The sequence below is a fragment of the Pseudaestuariivita atlantica genome (genome assembly GCF_001205715.1).
GTDB lineage: Bacteria > Pseudomonadota > Alphaproteobacteria > Rhodobacterales > Rhodobacteraceae > Pseudaestuariivita > Pseudaestuariivita atlantica.
This window is the reverse complement of the sequence record NZ_AQQZ01000008.1, coordinates 19,305-42,196: the sequence shown is the minus strand read 5'-3', so window position 1 is coordinate 42,196 and position 22,892 is coordinate 19,305. Positions and strand designations below refer to the sequence as shown.

Genomic DNA, 22,892 nt, shown 5'->3' with positions numbered 1-22,892 from the left:
CAGGAAAAATCTCTGTCCCACAATTTTCGCAGGAAAATTGTGCCGCTCAGAAGCCCCAGAAGATCAGGATGGCGGGGACCGATACGGCCACGATGATGATTTCCAGGGGCAGTCCCATGCGCCAGTAATCGCCAAAGCGATATCCGCCGGGGCCAAGGATCAGCGTGTTGTTCTTGTGCCCGATGGGTGTGAGGAACGCGGCCGAGGCCGCCACGGCCACCGCCATCAGGAACGGGTCGGCCGACACGCCCAGCGAGTTCGCCATCTGGATGCCCACGGGCGCGGCGACGATGGTGGTCGCGGTGTTGTTCAGCACGTCCGACAGGGTCATCGTCACCACCATCAGCACCGTCAGGATCGCCCAGGGCGGCAGGCCGTCGGTCAGCGACACCAGCCCGTCCGCGATCAGCTCGGTCCCTCCGGACGTTTCCAGTGCGGCACCCAGCGGGATCATCGACCCCAGCAACACGACCACCGGCCACTCGATGTGGTCGTAGATCTCGGTGATGGGCAGGATGCGGGTCAGGACATAACCCACCACGACGAGGCCAAGCGCCACAGGAAGGTAGATCAGCCCGAAGGAGGCCGCCGCGACCGCGCCTGCGAACATGCCGATGGCGGCCCATGTCTTGGTATTCTCGGTCACGGCGAGGCCGCGATTGGCCAGCGGCAAACAGCCCAGCCAGCGCACCACGTCATCCACGTTGTCCGACGGGATCAGCAGCAGCAGGATGTCACCCGGCTGCAGGTCGGTCTTGCGCATCTGCTTGGTGATGCGCCGGCCCTGCCGCGCGATGCCCAGAAGGATCGTGCGTTGCCGCCAGGCCAGCCCCACCGTCTGCGCCGACCGTCCCGCCAGCCGCGACGTGTCGGTCACGACGACCTCGACCAGCGACACGCCTTCGCCCTCGGCGCGCAGGTGCTCTTCCCGCGTCTCGTCCGCGAAATCGAGCGTCAGGGCGGTGCGGAATTCATCCATCGCCTCGGGCGTCGCCTCGATCACCAGCGCGTCCTGCGCCTGCAGGCTAGCATTCCGCGCCACGCCCGCGCGGCGCTTGCCGTCGCGGATCAGGCCAACGATGACCACGTCCGCCTTGTCGGCGGCCTCTTCAAGGTCGCGCACGCGCTGCCCGATCAGTTTCGAGTCCTTCGGCACCACCAGTTCGGCAAGATAGGCGGTCAGGTCCTCGGGCCCGGTCTGGGTATCCTCGCGCTGCGGGATCAGGCGCCAGCCGATCAGCGCGACGAAGGCGAGGCCCGCGATCGCCGCCGTCCCGCCCACGGGCGCGAAATCGAACATCGCGAAGGGCTCGCCCAGCGTGTCGGCGCGGATCTGCGCGATGATGATGTTGGGCGGCGTCCCGATCAGGGTGACCATGCCTCCGAGGATCGTGGCAAAGGACAAAGGCATCAGCGTCAGCCCCGCCGCGCGCCCCGCCTTGCGCGCGGTCTGGATGTCGACCGGCATCAGCAGCGCCAGCGCCGCGACGTTGTTCATGAAGGCCGACAGCACGCCGCCGATCCCGCCCATCAGCGCGATATGCGCGCCCATCGCGCGGCTTGAATCCACCATGGTCCGCGTGATCAGGAACACCGCGCCCGACCGCACCAGCCCCGCCGACACCACAAGCACCAGCGCCACGATGATCGTCGCGGGGTGGCCAAAGCCGGAAAAGGCGTCCTTGGTCGGCACCACGCCCAGCACCACCCCCACCATGAGCGCGGCAAAGGCCACGAGGTCATACCGGAACCGCCCCCACAGAAGCATTCCGAACACGATACCGAACAGCGAAAACAGGATGATCTGGTCTTGGGTCATGGCCGCACCATGTTGTCAAACTCCGGAGAGGTGCAAGGGGAGGCGGCATGTCCTGGCCGAAACATCTTGAATTGGTCGAAGTCGCGAGCGAGGCGGCGCTGTGGGACTGGCTCGACGCGCATCACGGGCAGGAGGCTTCGGTGATCCTCGTGACGTACAAGAAGGCCGTACCGGGCAAATACGTCTCCCGCGACGCGGTTCTCGATGCGCTGATCGCATACGGCTGGATCGACGGACGCCGCTACGCGGTGGACGAGGCGCGCACGGGCCAACTGATCTCTCCGCGCAAGCAGCAGGGCTGGGCGCAAAGCTACCGCGCCCGCGTGGACCGTCTTCGCGCCGAGGGCCGGATGCATGCCGCTGGAGAGACCGCCGTCGCAAGGGCCAAGGACGCGGGTACGTGGGAGGCCCTGCCGGAGGTCGACGCGCTCAAGGTGCCGGACGACCTGGCGCAGGCCCTGAAGGCGGCGCAAGCAACGTCGGGATGGGACGCCAGCGCGCCGTCCTACCGCCGCAACGTGCTGCGCTGGATCGCGCAGGCCAGGCGGCCCGCCACCCGCGCCGACCGGATCGCCAAGGCATCCGTCGCCGCCGCCGAGGGCCGGAAACTGCCCCAGATGTGAGCCGGGCTTGCGAGCCCGCGCCCGCCTGACTAGAAAGCGGCCCAACGCGACGCGAACCGGAGACAAGGCGCATGGCAGGCCACTCAAAATGGGCAAACATCCAGCACCGCAAGGGCCGGCAGGACGCCGCCCGCTCGAAGCTGTTCTCGAAACTGTCCAAAGAGATCACCGTCGCCGCCAAGATGGGCGACCCGGACCCCGACAAGAACCCGCGCCTGCGCCTCGCCGTGAAACAGGCCAAGTCGCAATCCATGCCCAACGACAACATCGACCGCGCGATCAAGAAGGCGATGGGCGGCGATGCCGAGGATTACAAGGAAATCCGGTACGAGGGCTACGGCCCCGGCGGCGTTGCGGTGATCGTCGAGGCGATGACCGACAACATCAACCGCACCGCGTCGACCGTGCGGTCGACCTTCGGCAAGAACGGCGGCAACCTTGGTGAGACGGGCTCGGTCGGGTTCATGTTCGAGCGCAAGGGCGAGGTGACGTATCCGGTCGAGGTCGGTGATGCCGACACCGTTCTCATGGCCGCGATCGAGGCGGGCGCGGAAGACGTGGAAAGCTCCGAAGACGGCCACGTGATCTGGTGCGCCGACACCGACCTGAACGACGTGGCGACCGCGCTCGAGGCGGAACTGGGCGAGTCCGAAGAGACCAAGCTCGTCTGGAAACCCACCACCACGACCGAACTGGACCTCGACGGCATGCAGAAGCTGATGAAGCTGATCGACGCGCTCGAAGACGATGACGACATCCAGCGCGTCACGACGAACTTCGAAGCCTCGGACGAAGTCCTCAACCAGCTTTGAGCGGGGTCGGGTGAAGATCACCCGACCTACGTAGGTCGGCTGCTCGCCAGCCGACCCCCTTCAAAATCGTGGCCTACCGCAACGCCCGCAACAGCGCGGGCGGCGTCAAATGTCCGTTGTCATCTTAGGTGTCGCTGTCGCATCGTTCGGAGCAGCCGACATGATTTCACTGATATAACCGCGCAAGTTCTGAAATGTGAGGTCTGAGACATCGAGGCCCGTAAAGTGGGCGGTGAACAATCCCAAACCGCCGAGGAACCATTTGTCAGAAAGCGTGCTGGCCATGCCATTCACCCACGTCTCGCAGAACTGACGGCCCAGCCCCTTTTCCTTGGCCGCTCGGGCCTCAGATTCCAAACGACTGATGGTCGCGTGCAGCCGTTGGATTTCGATGATCAAAGCTTCTTCGAGATCTGTCAGTGGGCGATCTGAATCCAGAGTCTCCCGTATTGCCTTGAAATGAGCGGGCAGATCTTCAAACCGCTCTAAGCCTTCAGGCAATGCGTTTGCTGGGCCGGCTTTTTTGTATGCATGGATTGCGTTCGCAATAAGCTCGCTTCCGCCTTGTGCCATCGTCAGAGTCATGGCGCGATTACGGATGAGCTTTCGAACATGCTCTTGCAGTCTTTCTTTGTCCAAAGGCTGACCACCGCCGTGTGCGGCCTCTATCTTCGCAACTTCTTCGGCAACGCGTTTTGGCCCGGCGTCCCACACATCGACGCCTAGCAATGCCACGTCGCGCAATACTTCCCATGGTGGTGTCTGACCCTCCAGAAACCCAGCGTACCATCGCGACCACCAAGCCCATATCGGTAGATTATGGTTTTGGAATGTCGTCCAGCTATCCAAAAGGTCAATTATTTGGGCGTCCGATAACCATAACCTATTTGAAAATATTGCTTGTGGGTCTGTAATTGCATCTGCAAATGCGGACGTAATTGCTACTTGGCGCGCGTTTGACGCACGCTCTTTCGACGATGCCAATTGTGCTGCGTTGGCGCTGCGTGCAACTGCAGCGCGTGCTCGGTGGTGATATGTACGAAATCTGGAAACTGAATCTGCTGCGCAAAGGCTAGTTTCGATTGCTGAAAAAAGCACTGGTGCTAAATCGGTGCCCGGTTGCTCAAGTTGGCCACTAGAGGGCGAAATTCGAGGCAAAAAATATACTTAGTGTTTTCTTGTTTCTTGGAGAAAGGCTGGCAGCAACAGGCACCAAAGTGTTGCGAATGAAGTTAAGGAGATTTTGCCCAGAATCGAATTTTCCGGTTGGCATATATCCATATTTTACGACAACTGGAAATGTCCGTAATGCGCAACGAGCTGCAAGCGCTTGGGACACTTGAGGGCTCTGGTCTTCAAGCCAGATTTCTAAATCAGATATTGATTGAATTTCGCTCATTAACTTCACTAAGTTCATCAGATTTTCTGTCTGATTGGATAAATATATCTTCTATTATAGTAAAGTAGATCACCGCAACGCCCGCAACAGCGCGGGCGTCGCCTTGCCGTCCACCGTCAGGCCCGCGCGGCGCTGGAAGTCGCGAATGGCGGCCTCGGTCTTGGCGCCGATCACGCCGTCGGCCTCGCCCACGTCGTAGCCCCGGCGCGTCAGAAGGCGCTGGATTTCCTTGCGCTCGGCCAGTGTCAGGCCCGCCGCGTTGCGTCCGAACCCCTGTTCCAGCGGCGGTCCGCCCGCGATCCGGTCGGACAACACGCCCACGCCGAGGACGTATTTCAGCGAGTTGTTGTAGCGGCGCAGGACGCGGGCATTGGCGAAGGTCAGGAAGGCCGGGCCTCCGGGCTGGGGGATGGCGAGCCGTGCCGTGCCGTGATCGGGCACCGTGCCGCCGCGCGCGCGGGTCACGCCCGCCGCCCGCCACGCCGCGACCGACCGCGAGGATCCGGACGAGCCGCGCAAGCCCGCAGGCACCCGCACCTCCAGCCCCCATGGTGCACCCCGCCGCCAGCCCGAGCGGGACAGGTAGGCCGCGGCCGAGGCCAGCGCGTCGGTGGGATCGTTCGGGGCCCAGATGTCGCGCCGCCCGTCGCCCCGAAAATCGACGGCATAAGCTTCGAACGTGGTCGGGATGAACTGGGTGTGGCCCATCGCGCCCGCCCAGCTTCCCAGCATCCGCGACGGCGCGATGTCGCCGCGCGCCTGGATGCGCAGGGCGGCGAGCAATTGGCGTTCGAAGAAAGCGCCGCGCCGCCCGTCATAGGCCAGTGTCGACAGGGCCGAGGTGACGGGGATGTCGCCCATCCGCGTGCCATAGCGGCTTTCCAGCCCCCAGATTGCGGTCACGACGTTGGCGGGCACGCCGTAACGCGCCTCGATCTGGCCCAGAAGCGCGCGTCGCCGGGCCAGTTCGCGCCGCCCGTCCGCGATGCGCGTGTCCGAAGTGGCAATGGCGAGGTAGTCTTCCAGCGTGCGCACGTTTTCCGTCTGGTTGCGGTCAAGCCGCACGACTTCGGGGATGAACCCCGCGCCGGCAAGACCGCGGTCGACCACGCCCGCGGGCAGGCCGCTGGCGATGGCGCGGGCACGGAATCCGCGCAGCCACGCGGCATGGCCCGCGTTCGGCACGGCGCGGAACCGCGCGGCACCGGTTGCGCGCGGGGTGCCGCGCGGGGCAGGCGCGGGTGCGGCCCCGCAGCCCGCAAGGGCCAGCGTGCCCAGAATCATGGCGCGGCGCGTGACAGTCATCGTTTCACCCCTTCACCCAACCCCTCGACAGCAGGAAACCGCAGGCGGCGCGCGGCCGCAAGTTGGGAAAACCTGCCCCTTGCCGCGTCGGCGGTCTGCCGCTAAGCGCGGATCATGGAAGGATTTCTCAGCGGCTTCGCGACGGGGTTCGGCCTGATCCTCGCGATCGGGGCGCAGAACGCGTTCGTCCTGCGGCAGGGGCTCAGGCGCGAACATGTCTTTGCCGTCTGCCTTGCCTGCGCGCTGTCCGACGCGGTGCTGATCGCGGCGGGCGTCGTGGGCCTTGGCGCGCTGCTGGACGTGGCGCCGTGGTTCGAACCGGCGATGCGGTATGGCGGGGCGGCGTTCCTTGTCTGGTACGGCGCGCGCAACGCGCTGGCGGCGTGGCGCGGCGGGCAGGCGATGCAGACGGGCGGCACCGCCACCCGCGCGCTTGGCCCGGCGCTTATGACCTGCCTCGCGCTGACCTGGCTGAACCCGCATGTCTACCTCGACACGGTGATCCTCGTGGGCTCCATCGCGGCCACCTTCCCCGAACCGAGCGTCTTTGGCGTGGGCGCGGTGGTGGCGAGTTTCGTCTTCTTCTTCTCGCTGGGCTACGGCGCGCGGCTCCTTGCTCCGCTTTTCGAGCGGCCGCGCAGCTGGCAGGTGCTCGACGCGGTGATCGCGCTGGTGATGTGGGCGATCGCGCTCAAGCTGGTGCTGTGACGCGGCGCCCCGTAGGGCGGGTGATTGTCACCCGTCGCCCCCTTGAACATCCGCGCGTGCCGTCCGACAAGGTGGCATGACCTCTCCGGCAGCGCAGCGGCCCCTTTCGGGCATTCTCTGGATGGCCACGGCGGGCCTGTGCTTCGTCGCGGTCACGGCGCTGGTAAAGGTGCTGGGCGCGCGTATCCCCGCCGCCGAACAGGCGTTCCTGCGCTACGTGCTGGGCCTCGTTTTCCTGGTCCCGATGATCGGCCCGATGCGGGCGGCGAAACTGGATGCGCGGCTTTGGAAGCTGTTTACCCTGCGCGGCGCGGGACACACCGTGGCGGTGATCCTGTGGTTCTACGCCATGACGCGCATCCCGATATCCGAGGTCACGGCGATGAATTACCTCTCGCCCGTCTACGTCACGCTGGGGGCGGCGCTGTTCCTAGGTGAACGGCTGGCCGCACGCCGCGTGATCGCGGTGATCGTGGCGCTGGTCGGCGTGGCGATCATCCTGCGCCCCGGTTTCCGCGAGGTGAACACCGGCCACCTCGCCATGCTGGCGACGGCGGTCCTGTTCGCGGTCAGCTACCTCACCGCCAAGATCGTGTCGGACGAGGTCGCGCCCGCCGTTGTCGTCGGCATGCTGTCGATCACCGTCACCATCGGGTTGGCGCCTTTTGCCATCGCCGTCTGGGTCTGGCCGACGCTGTGGGAACTGGGGATGCTGTTCGCCGTGGCGATCTTCGCCACCGGCGGGCATTACGCCATGACGCTCGCCTTCCGGGCCGCGCCCGTGACCGTCACCCAGCCCGTCACCTTCCTGCAACTGATCTGGGCCGTCCTGCTGGGCGCTTTGGTCTTTGCCGAACCGGTCGACGGGTTCGTGATACTCGGCGGCGTGGTGATCCTCGCCGCCGTGACCTTCATCACCTGGCGCGAGGCTGTCCTGAAACGGCAGGCGGTCACGCCGCATCCGCACCAGACCAAGGTGTAGCCGCGCATCGTCGGGCCGCGGTACGTCGACCGCCGGTCCAGCTACGCACTTTATCCCTGCCAAACCCGCACTCCTCCTCAGCGACGTGCCAAGCCCAACCGAATCGACGTGCCGTGGGGGCGGCCCATCGATGCGCGGCGGCCTGCGGCCTTGATTCCGCGCCCGGAAAAAAACTTCCGCCCGATTTCCCGCCCTTGGGTCCGTACCTCACCCCAGCAGCCTTGATTCCGCGCCGTTGCGTCGGTTCCGGGCCTTGCGCGGTGCGGCGGGCGTGGTAGCCAAGGGTCAGAACACACGACAAGGACCCAAAGCCATGATCGAAGGCGTCGACCCGCAACCCAAGGCCAGCCATTTCATCGCGGGGCGGTATGTCGAGGATACGGCCGGCGCGGCGATCCCGGTGATCTATCCCCATACGGGCGCGACCATCGCCACGGTGTACGAGGCGACGCCCGCGATCCTCGAACAGGCGATTGCCAGCGCCCGCGCCGCGCAGCCCGCATGGGCCGCCATGTCCGGCACCGAACGGGGCCGCATCCTGCGTCGCGCCGCCGACATGATCCGCGAGCGCAACCGCGAACTGTCGATCCTCGAATCCTGCGACACCGGTAAACCGCTGTCCGAGACGCTGTACGTCGACGCAACCTCGGGCGCGGACGCGCTGGAATATTTCGGCGGGCTGGCCGCGACGGTGACGGGTGAACACATCCCGCTGGGGCAGGACTGGGTCTATACCAGGCGCGAACCGCTCGGCCTCTGCGTCGGCATCGGCGCGTGGAACTACCCCACCCAGATCGCCTGCTGGAAAGGCGCGCCCGCGCTCGCCATGGGCAACGCTATGGTGTTCAAACCGTCCGAAACGACGCCCCTCTGCGCCCTGAAAGTGGCCGAGATCCTGCACGAGGCGGGCCTGCCCGCCGGGCTTTACAACGTGATCCAGGGCACCGGCACGGTGGGCGCGCCGCTGGTGGGCGACCGCCGTGTCGACAAGGTGTCGCTGACCGGGTCGGTGCCGACCGGGCGCAAGGTCTATGCCGCCGCCGCCGACGGCATGAAACACGTCACGATGGAACTGGGCGGCAAGTCGCCGCTCCTGATCTTCGACGATGCCGACCTCGACAACGCCGTGGGCGGCGCGATCCTCGGCAATTTCTATTCCTCGGGGCAGGTCTGCTCCAACGGCACCCGCGTCTTCGTCCAGAAGGGCATCAAGGAGGCGTTCCTCAACCGTCTCAAGGAGCGGCTGGACAGCGCCGTGATCGGCGATCCGCTGGACGAGGCGACGACCTTCGGCCCGATGGTCAGCGAGGCGCAGATGAAGATCGTGCTGGGCTACCTCGAAAAAGGCGCGGCCGAAGGCGCGCGGCTGGTCACCGGCGGCGCGCGGATGGACCGTGACGGGTTCTACATCGCGCCCACCGTCTTCGCCGACGTGACCGACGACATGACCATCGCCCGCGAGGAGATCTTTGGCCCGGTCATGGCCGTCCTCGATTTCGAGACCGAGGAAGAGGCCATCGCCCGTGCCAACGACACCGAGTTCGGGCTGGCGGCGGGCGTCTTCACCTCGGACCTCGCCCGCGCCCACCGCGTCGTCGACGCGTTCGAGGCGGGGACCTGCTACATCAACACCTACAACGATGCGCCGGTCGAGGCGCCGTTCGGCGGGGTCAAGATGTCGGGCGTGGGGCGCGAGAATTCCAAGGAAGCGATCCACCATTACAGCCAGGTCAAGTCCGTCTATGTCCGCATGGGCGACGTCGAGGCGCCGTTCTGATGCTGACCGTCTATGGGCGGCGGTCGTCGTCGAACGTGCAACTGGTGATGTGGGCCATCGGCGAAATGGGGCTGGCGCATGAGCGGCTGGAGTATGGCCACGGCTACGCCCCGCTCGACACGCCCGACTTCCTTGCCATGAACCCCAATGGCGGCATCCCCGTCCTGCGCGACGGCGACCTGACCCTGTTCGAGGCGGGCGCGATCTTCCGCTATCTCTGCGCGCGGTACGGCGACGACACGCTCTGGCCCGCCGACCCCGCGCGCCGCGCGCCGCTGGATGTCTGGGCGGAATGGGGCAAGCTGACCTTCGCGCCGACGCTGGGCCGCATCTTCGCCTACGAGGTCCGCACCCGGCCCGAGGATCAGGACCCGGCCGAACTGGCAGGGGCCTCGCGCGCGGTGGCGCGGCTGGCGCGGATCCTCGATGCGCGGCTGGGGCAGGGGCCGTGGCTTGCCGGGGAGGCGTTCACCTTCGCCGACATGGGCGTGGGCCACGTTCTTTACCGCTACCACATCTTCGACTGGGAGCGGCCCGACCTGCCTAACCTCTCCGCCTATTACGACCGCCTCCAGACCCGCGCGGCGTTCCGCGATCACGCGATGGTGCCGGTGGACGAATTGCGCGGCAGCTACTGGATGCCCCGGCCATGATGCACGCCGAATACATCATCGTCGGCGCGGGCAGCGCCGGGTGCGCCATGGCCTACCGCCTGACGCAGGCGGGCCATTCTGTGATCGTGGTGGAATATGGCGGCACCGATGCCGGGCCGTTCATCCAGATGCCCGCCGCGCTCAGTTATCCCATGAACATGCGCCGCTATGACTGGGGCTACCAGTCCGAACCCGAACCGCACCTGGGCGGGCGGCGGCTCGCCTGCCCGCGCGGCAAGGTGGTGGGCGGATCGTCGTCGATCAACGGGATGGTCTACGTGCGCGGCCATGCCGGTGATTACGACCACTGGGCCGAACAAGGGGCCGATGGCTGGTCCTATGCCGACGTCCTGCCCTACTTCCAGAGGATGGAGACATGGGACGACGGCGGCCATGGCGGCGACCCGGAATGGCGCGGCACCGACGGGCCGCTGCACGTCACCCGCGGCCCCCGCGACAACCCGCTGCACGCTGCCTTTGTCGAGGCGGCCAAGGCGGCGGGCTATGCCGAGACGCAGGATTACAACGGCTACCGGCAAGAAGGCTTCGGCCCGATGGACATGACCGTGCATAACGGGCGGCGCTGGTCGGCGGCCAATGCCTACCTGAAACCGGCGCTCAAGACCGGGCTCTGCACGCTGGTCACGGGGCTGGCCAGCCGCCTGACCCTGCAGGGCAAGCGCGTCACCGGCCTGCGCGTGCGCGCCAACGGGCGCAAGATGATCCTGCGCGCCCGGCGCGAGGTGATCCTCGCCGCCTCGTCGATCAACACGCCCAAGATCCTCATGCTGTCGGGCATCGGCCCGGCGGACGAGCTGCGGCGCCACGGCATCAGCGTGGTGGCGGACCGTCCCGGCGTGGGCAAGAACCTGCAGGACCACCTCGAGGTCTATGTCCAGTTCGCCTCGAAACAGCCGATCACGCTGGCCTCGCACTGGTCGCTTTTCGGCAAGGCGTGGGTGGGGGCGCAATGGCTGTTCTTCAAATCCGGGCTGGGCGCGTCGAACCAGTTCGAATCGGGCGGCTTCATCCGCTCTGCTGCGGGCGTGCGCTATCCCGACATCCAGTTCCACTTCCTGCCCATCGCGGTGCGCTACGACGGCAAGATCGCCGCCTCCGGGCACGGGTTCCAGGCGCATGTGGGGCCGATGCGCTCGGTCTCGCGGGGGGAGGTCACGCTGGCCTCCGCTCGGGCCGAGGACGCGCCGAAGATCCTCTTCAACTACATGTCCGACTCCAAGGACTGGGAGGAGTTCCGCACCGCGATCCGCCTCACGCGGGAGATTTTCGCGCAAGCGCCGATGCAGCCCTTCGTCGATCACGAGATCCAGCCCGGCGACGCGGTGCAGTCCGACATGGCCCTGAACGAGTTCATCCGCGACCATGTAGAGAGCGCCTATCACCCCTGCGGCACCTGCCGGATGGGGGCCTATGACGACCCGATGACCGTGGTCGATCCGCAGGGCCGGGTGATCGGCGTCGACGGGTTGCGCGTGGCCGACAGCTCGGTCTTCCCGCGCATCCCCAACGGCAACCTCAACGCGCCCTCGATCATGGTCGGAGAGAAGATGGCCGATCACATCCTCGACCGCGTGCCGCTGCCCGCGTCGAACCTCGAACCCTTCGTGCATCCCGACTGGCAGACCGCGCAGCGTTAACCTTCGCTGCCGCCTTGCGTTGAAAACCGTGGGCTGACTTGCCACGTTAACGAAATGTTAAGATTCGTTAACGCGTGCATCACGGTGGCCGTGGCAGCGTGGCTGGCGGGTGCGGCAAGCGCTGAATTCGCGGGCAAGGTGCGGGTGATCGACGGCGACACGTTCGACGTCGGCGGCACGCGGGTGCGGCTGCACGGGATCGACGCGCCGGAACAGGACCAGACCTGTGATGCCAAGGGAAACCGGTTCGCCTGCGGCGTGTGGGTGACGGCGCAGGTGAACGCGATGTATGGTGGACGTGTCGCGCGGTGCGAGCCGGTGGACCGTGACCGCTATGGCCGCGTGGTGGCGCGCTGCCGCGTGGCGGGCCGCGACGTGGGCGAAGAGATCGTGGCGGCGGGCCTCGCGCGGGCCTACCGGCGTTATTCGATGGCCTATGACCTGACGGAAAAGCAGGCAGAGGTGGCGGATCGGGGGCTCTGGTCCTTCAACATGACGCAGCCGTCATGGCATCGCCAGACGCGGGCGGTGGGCCGCCTGCCGGTGCGGGCGGAGTGCCGGATCAAGGGCAATGTTTCGTCCAAAGGTTCGCGCATCTACCACGTTCCGGGACAGGTCGATTACGAACGCACCGGCATCCGCGAGGAACGTGGCGAGCGCTGGTTCTGCACCGAGGCCGAGGCGCGCGCCTCCGGCTGGCGCCGCGCCAAACGGTAAAGCCGCGCAGCGTCGGGCCGCGGTGCGGCGATCCACAGGTTCCGCGAAGCACTTTATATCTGCAAGTCCCGCACGCTATTCGGGCGTGGCGCTGCCTTCAGCCATATCGCCGTGCCGGGGGGGCGGCCCGACGATGCGCGGCGGCCTGCGGCCTTGATTCCGCGCTGATACACAGCGACCCGGCGATACGCGGCTCAGCGTCCGTATGCCTCCACGAACCGCCATATCCGCCGGGTCACGTCCCGCTGCCAGACATTCAGGTGTCCCGCGCCGGGCACGGCCATGAAATCCTTGTCCCGTGACGCCGCCGCGCCGAACACCTCCCGTCCCATCGCCACCGGCACCACCGCGTCCGCCGTGCCGTGCACCACCAGCAGCGGCACGTCGAGCGCCGCCGCCCGCGCCCGCGTGTCCCACGTGTCGCGGATGCGGGCGATCAGGTGGTCGGGCATATCCGTCACCGCCCGCGCCATGTCGGGGATCGACGTAAACGGCGCTTCGAGGATCACGCCACCCGGCCGAGCGCCTTCGGCCACCAGCGCCACCGCCACCGCCGACCCGAGGCTTTCGCCATAGATCACCACGCCACCGCCCTCCGGCACCAGCCGGGGCACGGCCCGCCACACCTCCATCGCATCCGCGACCAGCGCCGCCTCGCCGGGCTGCCCAGGCGTGCCCGACGACCCGCGATAGGCGGGCGCCACGAATCCGAACCCCTGCCTTTGGAAGGCGGCAAAGCGTTCGGCCCGGATGGCGAGGTTGCCGGCATTGCCATGCAGGTAGAAGATCACCGGCCCGCCCGCGCGCCGGGGCGGCGCCGACCAGCCCACGCTCTCGCCAACGCGCTGCGCCGTCACACCGGCCAGCCCCACGCTTTCCGGCGTCTCTTCGAGCGGGGAGAAGGCATAGAGCATCTTCCGCTCCAGCCAGCCCAGCGGCAACAGGTCCAGCAGCCCCTGCGCCGATAACGCGGCGGGCCAAAGCGCGATCAGCAGCGCCAGCGCGCGCACCTCAGCCGACCTCGTAAGGCAGGATGTCGCGCGTATCGGGGTCCACCCGCAACCGCCGCTCCAAGGGCGGGACCGAGCGTTGGTGGCATCCCGCGCGGTCGCAGATGCGGCAGGAGATGCCGATGGGCTCGAACGCGTCGGCGCGGCCCAGGTCCATACCGTCGGCATAGACCAGCGCCCCCGCATGGGCGACCTCGCATCCCAGCGCGATGGCGAACCGCCGGGTGGGCGCACCGAACGACCCGCCGGGTTTCGAGATCTCGCGCGCGAGCGAGAAGTACCGCACCCCGTCCGGCGTCTCGGCCAACTGGCGCAGGAACCGGCCCGGCGTCTCGAACGCGCGGTGCACGTTCCACAACGGACAGGCCCCGCCGAACCGGGCGAATTGCAGGCGCGTCGCGGAATGGCGCTTGGTGATCGTGCCCGCCTGGTCGACGCGGACGAAGAAGAAGGGCACGCCCCGCGCCTCGGGCCGCTGCAAGGTCGACAGCCGGTGCGCCACCTGCTCGATCGAGGCACCGAAACCCCGCGCCAGCCGCTCAAGGTCGTGCCTTTCGGCCCCGGCAGCCTCTAGAAACCGCCCATAAGGCATCAGCGCCGCGCCGGCGAAGTAATTGGCCAGCCCGATCCGCGCGATGGCGCGCGCCTCGTCCGACCGGAACCGGGCGAGGTCAAGCGTGGCATCCAGCAGCGCGCCATGGGTCAGCATCGCCAGTTGCAAGAGCATCTGGAATACCTGCGTCTCGGCGCTCGATTGCGCGGACAGGGTCAGGATGCGGCTGTCGGCCTCGTAGTGCCGCAGCGGCGCGCCATCGGCCAGCCGCAGGGTGACGCCCAGCCCGTCCAGCCGCGCCTGCACCGCGCCCGCGATCTGCCCGTCGCCGGGCCAGTCGCGCGCGGCATGTTCGGCGGCGCGGTCCACCGCGTCGATGTAATTGTCGCAGTAATGGAAGAAATCCCGGACCTCCTCCCACGGCGAGGGCAGGGCCTGCGCGTCGGCATGGCCCAGCGCCTCGTCCAGCGAGGCCAGCCGTTCATGCGTGCCGCGATAGGCGCGGTGCAGGGCGAGGAAGGCATGCGCCAGCCCCGGCGCATTGGCCGCCGCCAGCCGCAGGTCGGCGGCGGGCGGGCTGTCGCCGTCGAAGACCGGATCGGCCAGCACCTCGGACAGGTCGCTGACCAGCCGCTCGGTCGCGCCCGACCCGAAAGAGGCGATGTCGACCCCGAAATCCTGCGCCAGCGCCAGCAGGACCGTGGACGATACGGGCCGGTTGTTGTTCTCCATCTGGTTGAGATAGGGCAGCGACACGCCCAGCTTGGCGGCGAACGCCTTCTGCGTCAGGCCCAGCGCCGTGCGCGTCTCCCTCAGCTTGGGTCCGGCATAGAGTTTCGGCTGGGCCATGGGCGCTCCACAGGTCAGTTGCAAACCGGTGTTACAGGGTTTGCAAACCTTACGCCACGCGCAATTGCCGCTCCCGCCAGTAGACGAACAGGATGGCGAGGATGCCAAGGACCGAGGTGGCCAGCATCAGCGCCAGAAGGGGCAGGGGGCCCGTGCCCGGCCCGACCAGCGCACCCGCCATCGCCGACAGGGCCGCGCCGCCACCCACCATGATCGCCCCGCCCATGCCCGACGCGGTGCCCGCAAGGTGCGGGCGCACCGACAGAAGGCCCGCCGTGGCATTGGGGATGGTCAGCCCGTTGCCAAGGCCCACGAAGGTCATGAAGCCGAAGAAGGTCCACTCGTTGCCAAGGCCCGCGACGTACAGCGCCACCGATACCGCGACCCCGAAGGTGGAAATTAGCGTGCCCCACAGCACCATCAGGTTCACGCCGTACCGCGCCGCGTGACGGCCCGAGAACCCGTTGCCAAGGAAATACCCCACCGCCGGCGCGCCAAAGAAGATGCCCAGCCGCTCGGGCGACATGCCGAACACGTCCGTGCCCACGAAGGGCGCGCCGCCGAGATAGGCAAAGAACGCGCCGGAACAGAACGCCGTGGCCAGCGCGTAGGCCCAGAACCGCGGCGACCGTATCAGCTCGGGCAGGTCCGCGAACTGCGCCTTCAGCGACTGGCCCGACGCGCGGTTGGTCTCGCCCTGGTCGAACCAGCAGATCACGAAGGTCACCGCGCCAAGGCCGAACAGCATCCAGAAGTTCGCCTGCCAGCCGAACAGCCCGTCAAGGAACCCGCCGATCGCCGGCGCGATCATCGGCACCACCGCCATCCCCATCGTGACATAGGCAATCATCGAGGCCGACCCCGTCGTGCCCGACACGTCGCGCGCGATGGCGCGGCTCAGCACCATGCCCACGACGATGGCTGCCTGCGCCATGCGGAAGGCAAGGAACACCCAGACATTCGTCGCCAGGACGCAACCCAGCGTCGCCAACATGAAGATCACGATACCCGCCAGCAGGACGGGCCTCCGCCCGAGGTTGTCGCTGATCGGCCCGATGAACAGTTGCAGGACCGCGTTCACCCCAAGGTAGATCGCGACCGACATCTGCACGATCGCGTAATCCGTCTCGAAATAGATCGCCATCGCCGGAAGCGACGGCAGGAACACGTTCATCGTCATCGCCGACAGGCCGGCGATCAGGATGAGCGTCAGGATGTGAGGAGGCGTATCGCGGTCCAGAAACCGCACCGCCGTGGTGCGAGTCATGCCCAACTCCTATCCCCGGAACGCGGCCAGTCCAACCACCCGCGCGCATTTGCATGATTTGCGAGTTTTCCAAATCAGGTTGCAAACACTTTGCAAATTTGCCGCATAGCGCTGGTGACCTCCGGACCGGGCCGGTAAGGTCCCGCAATCTGTCTCAAGGAGTGCGGCGATGACCGACGTTTTGCAGGAATTGGAAGAGCGCCGCGCCGCCGCGCGCATCGGTGGTGGACAAAAGCGGATCGACGCGCAGCACGCGCGCGGCAAGCTGACCGCGCGGGAGCGGATCGAACTGCTGCTCGACGAGGGTTCGTTCGAGGAATTCGACATGTTCGTCGCCCACCGCTGCACCGATTTCGGGATGGAGAAAAACCGTCCCGCCGGTGACGGCGTCGTGACCGGCTGGGGCACGATCAACGGACGCATGGTGTACGTATTCAGCCAGGACTTCACCGTGTTCGGCGGTTCGCTGTCCGAAACCCACGCGCAGAAGATCTGCAAGATCCAGGACATGGCGGTGCAGAACGGTGCGCCGATCATCGGCATCAACGATTCAGGCGGCGCGCGCATCCAGGAAGGCGTCGCCTCGCTTGCCGGCTATGCCGAGGTGTTTCAGCGCAACATCATGGCCTCGGGCGTGGTGCCGCAGATCAGCGTGATCATGGGCCCCTGCGCGGGCGGCGCTGTCTATTCGCCCGCGATGACCGACTTCATCTTCATGGTGAAGGACACCTCCTACATGTTCGTGACCGGCCCCGACGTGGTGAAGACGGTGACGAACGAGGTGGTGACGGCCGAGGAGCTGGGCGGCGCATCCACCCACACCAAGAAATCCTCGGTCGCCGATGGCGCGTTTGAAAACGACGTGGAGGCGCTGGCCGAGGTCCGCCGCCTTGTCGACTTCCTGCCGCTCAACAACCGCGAAAAGCCGCCCGTGCGCCCCTTCTTCGACGCGCCGGGCCGGGTGGAAAACTCGCTCGACACGCTGATCCCGGCCAATCCCAACACGCCCTATGACATGAAGGAATTGATCCACAAGGTCGCGGACGAGGCGGATTTCTACGAGATCCAGGAGGATTTCGCCAAGAACATCATTACCGGCTTTATCCGTCTCGAAGGGCAGACCGTGGGCGTGGTCGCGAACCAGCCGATGGTGCTGGCCGGGTGCCTCGACATCGACTCGTCGCGCAAGGCCGCGCGGTTCGTGCGGTTCTGCGACTGTTTCGAGATCCCGATCCTGACGCTCGTCGACGTCCCCGGCTTCCTGCCCGGCACGTCACAGGAATACGGCGGCGTCATCAAGCACGGGGCGAAGCTGCTCTTTGCCTATGGCGAGGCGACGGTGCCCAAGGTCACGGTGATCACCCGCAAGGCCTATGGCGGGGCCTATGACGTGATGGCGTCGAAACACCTGCGCGGCGATTTCAACTACGCCTGGCCCACGGCCGAGATCGCGGTGATGGGCGCCAAGGGCGCGACCGAGATCATCCATCGCGCCGATCTGGGCGATGCCGACAAGATCGCGCAGCACACCAAGGATTACGAAGACCGCTTCGCCAACCCCTTCGTCGCCGCCGAACGCGGGTTCATCGACGAAGTGATCCAGCCGCATTCCACCCGCCGCCGCGTGTCGCGGGCCTTTGCCTCACTTCGCGGCAAGCAGCTGAAAAACCCGTGGAAGAAGCACGACAACATTCCGCTCTAAAGCGGAACCCGCCGGGGGCGCTGCCCCCGGACCCCCGAGGTATTTCTGAACCGAAGAAGCGATATGGGAACTTTGACAACATGCCGGTGCTTGTCCTGCAAAGGAGAGCAACATGGCCAAGGATCACGGACCCAGCGTGAAGGACGACGCGACCTACGAGGCGCTGCGCGAGGATGGCGCGTCGAAGGAGAAGGCGGCGCGCATCGCGAATGCGCAGGCCTCGGACGATCAGTCACCGTCGGAGAAGGGCGGCAAGGCGCCACCCTACGAGGAATGGACCAAGGACGAGTTGTACGAGCGGGCGCAGGAGCTGGAGATCGACGGACGCTCGGACATGTCGAAGGACGAGCTGATCGAGGCACTGCGCGACCACTGATCGGGGGAGGGGCGGCATGACCCAGCCCCTCACCATCCGCCACGCCGATGACGGCAAGTTCGAAGGACAGGGCCTGCGCGCCTTCTTCGAATACCGCGACCTCGGGATCAGGGACGCCACCGATGGCGATTTCGGAGCACACGTCATCCGCGCCGTGCCGGGGGAGGAAAGCCCCGGCGCGTGGCATTCCCACGACCTGCGCTTCCAGATGGTCTATGTCACCAAGGGCTGGGTGATCTTCGAATACGCGGGCCACGGCGAAGTGGTCCTGCGCGAAGGATCCAGCGTGCTCCAGCCGCCCGGTATCGTCCACCGCGAGGTGCGCCATTCCGACGATATGGAACTGGTCGAGATCACGTCTCCCGCCGACTTCGCCACGCGTGAAGAGGAGCCGCACGCATGATCGTGCCTGTTCTTCTTCGGTTCCGAAATACCTTGGGGGGTGGCCAGCGTTTTCGCCATCGGTCCGAGAAAATGAGGGCCACGGGCCTGGCCCCCAACCAGGTGGGCGCGCGGTGAAGAACGGGTGGCATATCTTGCGCGACGGGGCGCGCCTGACGCTGTCGCGGCGTCTGCCGGTGCGGTTCGACATCGCGGCAGAGACGACGCTGCCGCATATGCGCCCGGTGCCGCTGGCGCACATGATCCGGCAGGATGTCTGGCGCTGCCTGCAGCACCTGCGCGGCTTTGCCCCGGTCGTGGTGGTGGACAGGCGCGCCACCGATATGCTGATATCCACAGGCGGGCGGATCGACGGCGCCCGCGCCACCGCCCGCGACCGCCTGCGCCTGCAGGACGCGCTGGCGGATCCCGCGACACGCGCGCGCTGGATCAGGTGCGCGACATGAGCGGCGGTTTCAGGACAACGGTCTGGTCTTGCGCCATCGACCGTGCGGCCCCGGCAGGAGGAGCCCGGGCAACCGGGTGCCGGGGCCGGTTTGCCACCGCCTTGTGCGGCGTAGCGATGGGCGCGGCGGTTGCCGCCCCCGGCCTCGCCGATGTCGAGGACGCGCCGATCTTCGTGCCGTCCGGCCAGTTCGTGACTTTCCACGATTTCGTGTCCGACGCGGCGGGCGAGGGGCTGATGTACCGCTTCCGGTTCGTCGCGCCCGACATCTCGCCAGCGGGCCGCGGCCTGACATTTGTCGAGGTGGCCGACGACATGGTCCACCTATGCCAGTTCTACGCCGTGCCCAAGGTGTCCGAGGTCGGCCCGCGTCCGCGCCAGATCGTCGTGTCGCTGATGGAGCGGGCCATCGATTTCGGCGAAAGCGACGCATCCGTGACACAGTTCTTCGAAGCCTACTCGGTTCAGGACGGTCTCTGCATTTGGGAGCTTTTCTAATGCTGCCACAATATCTTGCGAGACGACCTTCATGTGCGCGGTGGATTGCGGCTTTGTGGCCACAACCCGCCCACGGCCGTTGCCGCGCGTATCTTTTCCACAGCCTATCGGCTATCTTCGCCCCCGGATCTCCCCCAGGGATCTTAACCTCTGCGTGTGTGTGGTGCGGGCCGTTCGCCCGTGGTGCCGCGCGTGTACGACACAGGAGTGTGGGATGTCGAAGAGCATCAAACTGCTGGTCGCGTTCGGTCTGGTGGCAGGCGTTGCAGCTTGCGCCAGCGGCAATGACGAGGAATTCGTCGTCGTCGATCCCGAGCCGATCTCGGTCGAACCGGTCTACACCGGCAAGTACAAGTAAGACTGACGGACGGGCCTCCGGGCCCGTCCGGCTTTGCCGCCTGCGTGCCCGCGAGGTGCGCCCATGCTGAAGCATCGCGGCTTTCCCGGACGCCTGCCGGGCACCGATTTCCAGTTCACCCTGCGCCGCGCCAATCCCAAGGGCGCCACACCGATCGTGCGGCGCGAACGCTATGCCGACCGGCGCCCCGCCGACCGGCGCGCCGACGCGGCCTTCGTCGCGGCGCTGTGGATGCTGTTCGGGGACGAACCGTTCGAACGCGGCAACCTCGATGCCGGGCGGCTCAGCTGGCTCTTCGGGCGCGAGGTGCTGCCTTATGACGACCCCTTCGACCCCACCGATTACGAGGCGATGCTGATCCTTGACGAACGCGCCGCGCGGGCGGCGTTTCCGGACGCTTTCGACGGGACGTGGTGGGCATGATCTTGCGCATGAAAAGACAACTTGGGCGGGAAACGGCCCAATTCCGCAAAGGCGGGTTTGCGCGCTTGCCGGTTGGGCCCTGCCCTGCGCAGGGTGGCCTCACTCCCGCCGTCGAAGGCCCGTGTTCTGGGGCTGGAGCGACGGGTGACCCTTCCCCTGACCGCCGGTCTGGCCCGTTCCCGGCCAGGCCGGCGCCTTTCCGGCGTGAAGCGCCCGGACAGGTCCGGACGCCCGGAGCAGGAGATGACCCATGCACAAACTCGCGATCAGCCTCGCCGCGCTTGCGGCGCTGTCGGCCTGCGAGACCCCCGATGGCCAGCGCGCCACGGCGGGTGCGCTCACCGGGGCCACGGCGGCCCTTATCCTCGATGGCAACGTCGCCACGGCCACCGCTGCGGGCGCTGCGGCGGGTGCGCTCTGCGACGATGTGGGCCTGTGCCCGTAACCCGCTGACCCTTTTCACTTCCGGCGGCCTCTCCGCCGCCATGACCCTCGTGCCGCCTGACCGCGGCGCGGGGGTTTTCCTGTTCGACGACCGAAGGACGACATAAACGATGTTCAAGAAAATCCTGATCGCCAACCGGGGCGAGATCGCCTGCCGCGTCATCAAGACCGCGCGCAAGATGGGCATTGCCACCGTGGCCGTCTATTCGGACGCCGACGCGCAGGCGCTGCACGTGCAGATGGCGGACGAGGCGGTGCATATCGGCCCCGCACCCGCCAACCAGTCCTACATCGTGATCGACAATATCATGGACGCGATCCGCCAGACGGGCGCCGAGGCGGTGCATCCCGGTTACGGCTTCCTGTCGGAGAACAAGCTTTTCGCCGAGGCGCTGGAGAAAGAGGGCGTCGCCTTCATCGGCCCGCCCGCCGGTGCCATCGAGTCGATGGGCGACAAGATCACCTCGAAGAAGATCGCGCAGGAGGCGGGCGTCAGCACGGTGCCCGGCTACATGGGCCTGATCGAGGACGCCGAGGAGGCGGTGAAGATCTCCAACGACATCGGCTACCCGGTGATGATCAAGGCCAGCGCCGGGGGCGGCGGCAAGGGCATGCGCATCGCGTGGAACGACGACGAGACGCGCGAGGGCTTCCAGTCCTCCAAGAACGAGGCGGCGAACAGCTTTGGCGATGACCGCATCTTTATCGAGAAGTTCGTCACCCAGCCCCGCCATATCGAGATCCAGGTGCTGGCCGACAGCCACGGCAACACGATCTACCTGAACGAGCGCGAATGCTCGATCCAGCGCCGGAACCAGAAGGTGATCGAGGAAGCGCCGTCACCCTTCCTTGACGAGGCGACCCGCAAGGCGATGGGCGAACAATCCTGCGCGCTGGCCGCCGCGGTGGGCTATACCTCGGCCGGGACGGTCGAATTCATCGTGGATGGCGAGCGCAACTTCTATTTCCTCGAAATGAACACGCGCCTGCAGGTGGAACACCCGGTGACGGAGCTGATCACCGGCGTCGATCTGGTCGAACAGATGATCCGCGTGGCCAATGGCGAGGAACTGTCGCTCAAGCAGTCCGATATCGGGATCAACGGCTGGGCGATGGAAAGCCGCCTTTATGCCGAGGACCCGTACCGCAACTTCCTGCCCTCCATCGGGCGGCTGTCGCGGTATCGTCCGCCTGCCGAGGTGGCGGACGGCCCGCGCGTCGTGCGCAACGATACCGGCGTCTACGAAGGCGGCGAGATCAGCATGTATTACGACCCGATGATCGCCAAGCTCTGTACCTGGGGCGCGACGCGGGACGAGGCGATCGACGGCATGCGCGATGCGCTCGACGCGTTCGAGGTCGAAGGGATCGGGCACAACCTGCCCTTCTGCTCGGCGGTGATGGACCATCCCCGGTTCGTGTCGGGCGAGATCACCACGGCGTTCATCGCCGAGGAATATCCCGACGGCTTCGAAGGCGTGACGCTGGATGACGCGATGCTGCGCAAGGTCGCGGCGGCGGCGGCGGCGATGCACCGCGTGGCCGAGATCCGCCGCACCCGCCTGTCGGGCCGGATGGACAACCACGAACGCCACGTGGGCGAGAACTGGGTCGTGTCGGCGCAGGGCACCGATTACCCGGTGACCATCGCGGCGGACCGGGACGGATCGACCGTGTCGTTCGACGACGGCTCCTCGATCCGGGTGTCGAGCGACTGGACGCCCGGCGACATGCTGGCGCGGATCAGCACGTCCGAAGGGCCGCTGACGATGAAGGTCGGCAAGATCACCCAGGGCTTCCGCCTGCGCCTGCGCGGCGCGGACCTGAAGGTGACCGTGCGCACGCCCCGGCAGGCGGAGCTGGCCGCCCTGATGCCCGAGAAACTGCCGCCCGACACCTCGAAAATGCTGCTCTGCCCCATGCCCGGCCTGATCGTGAAGGTCGACGTGGCCGTGGGCGACGAGGTGCAGGAAGGGCAGGCGCTCTGCACCGTCGAGGCGATGAAGATGGAAAACATCCTCCGCGCCGAGAAGAAGGCCGTGGTGTCCAGGATCAACGCGGGCCCCGGCGACAGCCTCGCCGTGGACGAGGTGATCATGGAGTTCGAATAGC

General features: G+C 66.6%; 24 protein-coding genes. 17 read left to right on the top strand and 7 right to left on the bottom strand.

Going from position 1 to position 22,892, the window contains the following annotated elements; translation table 11 throughout:
* Positions 1-46: 46 nt before the first annotated feature.
* Positions 47-1,819, bottom strand: a complete 1,773-nt coding sequence (locus ATO11_RS16050; RefSeq protein ID WP_050531931.1) for an SLC13 family permease — start codon at positions 1,817-1,819, stop codon at positions 47-49.
* A gap of 47 nt (positions 1,820-1,866) precedes the next feature.
* Here ATO11_RS16050 and ATO11_RS16045 point away from each other — a divergent pair, with 47 nt between their 5' ends.
* Together ATO11_RS16045 and ATO11_RS16040 are read left to right on the top strand one after the other, a co-directional pair.
* A complete protein-coding gene (locus ATO11_RS16045; RefSeq protein WP_050531930.1) occupies positions 1,867-2,442 on the top strand; it encodes a YdeI/OmpD-associated family protein in 576 nt (191 codons plus the stop codon).
* 71 nt (positions 2,443-2,513) lie between these two features.
* Positions 2,514-3,254, top strand: coding sequence for a YebC/PmpR family DNA-binding transcriptional regulator (locus ATO11_RS16040; RefSeq protein ID WP_050531929.1), 741 nt, complete (start codon positions 2,514-2,516; stop codon positions 3,252-3,254).
* A gap of 105 nt (positions 3,255-3,359) precedes the next feature.
* Here the strand turns inward: ATO11_RS16040 and ATO11_RS16035 are convergent, their stop codons facing one another.
* From ATO11_RS16035 to ATO11_RS16030, 3 genes are all read right to left on the bottom strand, one after another.
* Positions 3,360-3,989, bottom strand: coding sequence for a hypothetical protein (locus tag ATO11_RS16035; RefSeq protein ID WP_134643144.1), 630 nt, complete (start codon positions 3,987-3,989; stop codon positions 3,360-3,362).
* Positions 3,990-4,389: 400 nt separating this feature from the next.
* Positions 4,390-4,671, bottom strand: a complete 282-nt coding sequence (locus tag ATO11_RS21845) for a hypothetical protein (RefSeq protein ID WP_134643143.1) — start codon at positions 4,669-4,671, stop codon at positions 4,390-4,392.
* Positions 4,672-4,722: 51 nt separating this feature from the next.
* Positions 4,723-5,958, bottom strand: coding sequence for a lytic murein transglycosylase (locus ATO11_RS16030; protein WP_050531927.1), 1,236 nt, complete (start codon positions 5,956-5,958; stop codon positions 4,723-4,725).
* Positions 5,959-6,072: 114 nt separating this feature from the next.
* On the opposite strand from ATO11_RS16030, the gene ATO11_RS16025 reads away from it, so the two are divergent.
* The 6 genes from ATO11_RS16025 (at position 6,073) to ATO11_RS16000 (ending at position 12,453) form a co-directional block, all read left to right on the top strand.
* Complete coding sequence (locus ATO11_RS16025; RefSeq protein WP_050531926.1) at positions 6,073-6,666, top strand: LysE/ArgO family amino acid transporter; 594 nt, start codon at positions 6,073-6,075, stop codon at positions 6,664-6,666.
* Positions 6,667-6,742: 76 nt separating this feature from the next.
* The gene (locus ATO11_RS16020; RefSeq protein ID WP_050531925.1) at positions 6,743-7,648 is read left to right on the top strand and encodes a DMT family transporter; all 906 of its coding nucleotides are present in this window, start codon (positions 6,743-6,745) and stop codon (positions 7,646-7,648) included.
* Between the two features lie 313 nt (positions 7,649-7,961).
* On the top strand, positions 7,962-9,425 hold the full coding sequence (gene betB, locus ATO11_RS16015; RefSeq protein WP_050531924.1) for a betaine-aldehyde dehydrogenase: 1,464 nt from the start codon (positions 7,962-7,964) through the stop codon (positions 9,423-9,425).
* A complete protein-coding gene (locus ATO11_RS16010; RefSeq protein ID WP_050531923.1) occupies positions 9,425-10,078 on the top strand; it encodes a glutathione S-transferase family protein in 654 nt (217 codons plus the stop codon). Before betB ends, ATO11_RS16010 begins: the two co-directional genes overlap by 1 nt.
* On the top strand, positions 10,078-11,736 hold the full coding sequence (gene betA / locus ATO11_RS16005; protein WP_050532095.1) for a choline dehydrogenase: 1,659 nt from the start codon (positions 10,078-10,080) through the stop codon (positions 11,734-11,736). Before ATO11_RS16010 ends, betA begins: the two co-directional genes overlap by 1 nt.
* Positions 11,737-11,790: 54 nt before the next feature.
* Entirely contained in the window at positions 11,791-12,453 is a 663-nt protein-coding gene (locus tag ATO11_RS16000) for a thermonuclease family protein (RefSeq protein ID WP_050531922.1), read from the top strand.
* 194 nt (positions 12,454-12,647) lie between these two features.
* Here ATO11_RS16000 and ATO11_RS15995 read toward each other — a convergent pair whose 3' ends face one another.
* From ATO11_RS15995 to ATO11_RS15985, 3 genes are read right to left on the bottom strand one after another with little or no spacing between them, the layout of a single operon-like run.
* The gene (locus ATO11_RS15995) at positions 12,648-13,463 is read right to left on the bottom strand and encodes an alpha/beta hydrolase (RefSeq protein WP_050531921.1); all 816 of its coding nucleotides are present in this window, start codon (positions 13,461-13,463) and stop codon (positions 12,648-12,650) included.
* Position 13,464: 1 nt separating this feature from the next.
* A complete protein-coding gene (locus ATO11_RS15990) occupies positions 13,465-14,865 on the bottom strand; it encodes a helix-turn-helix domain-containing protein (RefSeq protein ID WP_050531920.1) in 1,401 nt (466 codons plus the stop codon).
* A gap of 49 nt (positions 14,866-14,914) precedes the next feature.
* Positions 14,915-16,132, bottom strand: coding sequence for a multidrug effflux MFS transporter (locus ATO11_RS15985; protein ID WP_050531919.1), 1,218 nt, complete (start codon positions 16,130-16,132; stop codon positions 14,915-14,917).
* Positions 16,133-16,301: 169 nt separating this feature from the next.
* Between ATO11_RS15985 and ATO11_RS15980 the strand changes: the two genes are divergently transcribed.
* From ATO11_RS15980 to ATO11_RS15945, 9 genes are all read left to right on the top strand, one after another.
* Positions 16,302-17,834, top strand: a complete 1,533-nt coding sequence (locus ATO11_RS15980) for an acyl-CoA carboxylase subunit beta (RefSeq protein ID WP_050531918.1) — start codon at positions 16,302-16,304, stop codon at positions 17,832-17,834.
* A gap of 112 nt (positions 17,835-17,946) precedes the next feature.
* Positions 17,947-18,210, top strand: coding sequence for a DUF7218 family protein (locus ATO11_RS15975; RefSeq protein ID WP_050531917.1), 264 nt, complete (start codon positions 17,947-17,949; stop codon positions 18,208-18,210).
* Positions 18,211-18,226: 16 nt separating this feature from the next.
* Positions 18,227-18,613 (top strand): cupin domain-containing protein, encoded by a 387-nt coding sequence (locus tag ATO11_RS15970; protein ID WP_050531916.1) that lies wholly within the window; start codon positions 18,227-18,229, stop codon positions 18,611-18,613.
* A gap of 112 nt (positions 18,614-18,725) precedes the next feature.
* Positions 18,726-19,058, top strand: a complete 333-nt coding sequence (locus ATO11_RS15965) for a hypothetical protein (protein WP_050531915.1) — start codon at positions 18,726-18,728, stop codon at positions 19,056-19,058.
* 116 nt (positions 19,059-19,174) lie between these two features.
* Positions 19,175-19,555 (top strand): DUF6497 family protein, encoded by a 381-nt coding sequence (locus tag ATO11_RS15960; RefSeq protein WP_050531914.1) that lies wholly within the window; start codon positions 19,175-19,177, stop codon positions 19,553-19,555.
* A 214-nt stretch (positions 19,556-19,769) separates the two neighbouring features.
* Entirely contained in the window at positions 19,770-19,913 is a 144-nt protein-coding gene (locus ATO11_RS22205; protein ID WP_165586993.1) for a hypothetical protein, read from the top strand.
* A 63-nt stretch (positions 19,914-19,976) separates the two neighbouring features.
* On the top strand, positions 19,977-20,336 hold the full coding sequence (locus ATO11_RS15955; protein WP_050531913.1) for a hypothetical protein: 360 nt from the start codon (positions 19,977-19,979) through the stop codon (positions 20,334-20,336).
* Positions 20,337-20,586: 250 nt separating this feature from the next.
* The gene (locus ATO11_RS15950) at positions 20,587-20,781 is read left to right on the top strand and encodes a hypothetical protein (protein WP_050531912.1); all 195 of its coding nucleotides are present in this window, start codon (positions 20,587-20,589) and stop codon (positions 20,779-20,781) included.
* A 109-nt stretch (positions 20,782-20,890) separates the two neighbouring features.
* Positions 20,891-22,891, top strand: a complete 2,001-nt coding sequence (locus tag ATO11_RS15945) for an acetyl-CoA carboxylase biotin carboxylase subunit (protein ID WP_050531911.1) — start codon at positions 20,891-20,893, stop codon at positions 22,889-22,891.
* The last annotated feature ends 1 nt before the right edge of the window (position 22,892 follow it).

Coding starts and splice junctions, on each gene's coding strand:
- ATO11_RS22205 (WP_165586993.1), top strand. CDS start 19,770: ATGTCGAAGAGCATCAAACTGCTGGTCGCGTTCGGTCTGGTGGCAGGC.
- ATO11_RS15975 (WP_050531917.1), top strand. CDS start 17,947: ATGGCCAAGGATCACGGACCCAGCGTGAAGGACGACGCGACCTACGAG.
- ATO11_RS16030 (WP_050531927.1), bottom strand. CDS start 5,958: ATGACTGTCACGCGCCGCGCCATGATTCTGGGCACGCTGGCCCTTGCG.
- ATO11_RS16020 (WP_050531925.1), top strand. CDS start 6,743: ATGACCTCTCCGGCAGCGCAGCGGCCCCTTTCGGGCATTCTCTGGATG.
- ATO11_RS15980 (WP_050531918.1), top strand. CDS start 16,302: ATGACCGACGTTTTGCAGGAATTGGAAGAGCGCCGCGCCGCCGCGCGC.
- ATO11_RS16000 (WP_050531922.1), top strand. CDS start 11,791: ATGTTAAGATTCGTTAACGCGTGCATCACGGTGGCCGTGGCAGCGTGG.
- ATO11_RS16010 (WP_050531923.1), top strand. CDS start 9,425: ATGCTGACCGTCTATGGGCGGCGGTCGTCGTCGAACGTGCAACTGGTG.
- ATO11_RS15945 (WP_050531911.1), top strand. CDS start 20,891: ATGTTCAAGAAAATCCTGATCGCCAACCGGGGCGAGATCGCCTGCCGC.
- ATO11_RS16040 (WP_050531929.1), top strand. CDS start 2,514: ATGGCAGGCCACTCAAAATGGGCAAACATCCAGCACCGCAAGGGCCGG.
- betB (WP_050531924.1), top strand. CDS start 7,962: ATGATCGAAGGCGTCGACCCGCAACCCAAGGCCAGCCATTTCATCGCG.
- ATO11_RS16025 (WP_050531926.1), top strand. CDS start 6,073: ATGGAAGGATTTCTCAGCGGCTTCGCGACGGGGTTCGGCCTGATCCTC.
- ATO11_RS15955 (WP_050531913.1), top strand. CDS start 19,977: ATGCTGAAGCATCGCGGCTTTCCCGGACGCCTGCCGGGCACCGATTTC.
- ATO11_RS21845 (WP_134643143.1), bottom strand. CDS start 4,671: ATGAACTTAGTGAAGTTAATGAGCGAAATTCAATCAATATCTGATTTA.
- betA (WP_050532095.1), top strand. CDS start 10,078: ATGCACGCCGAATACATCATCGTCGGCGCGGGCAGCGCCGGGTGCGCC.
- ATO11_RS15970 (WP_050531916.1), top strand. CDS start 18,227: ATGACCCAGCCCCTCACCATCCGCCACGCCGATGACGGCAAGTTCGAA.
- ATO11_RS16045 (WP_050531930.1), top strand. CDS start 1,867: ATGTCCTGGCCGAAACATCTTGAATTGGTCGAAGTCGCGAGCGAGGCG.
- ATO11_RS15990 (WP_050531920.1), bottom strand. CDS start 14,865: ATGGCCCAGCCGAAACTCTATGCCGGACCCAAGCTGAGGGAGACGCGC.
- ATO11_RS16050 (WP_050531931.1), bottom strand. CDS start 1,819: ATGACCCAAGACCAGATCATCCTGTTTTCGCTGTTCGGTATCGTGTTC.
- ATO11_RS15985 (WP_050531919.1), bottom strand. CDS start 16,132: ATGACTCGCACCACGGCGGTGCGGTTTCTGGACCGCGATACGCCTCCT.
- ATO11_RS15950 (WP_050531912.1), top strand. CDS start 20,587: ATGCACAAACTCGCGATCAGCCTCGCCGCGCTTGCGGCGCTGTCGGCC.
- ATO11_RS15960 (WP_050531914.1), top strand. CDS start 19,175: ATGGGCGCGGCGGTTGCCGCCCCCGGCCTCGCCGATGTCGAGGACGCG.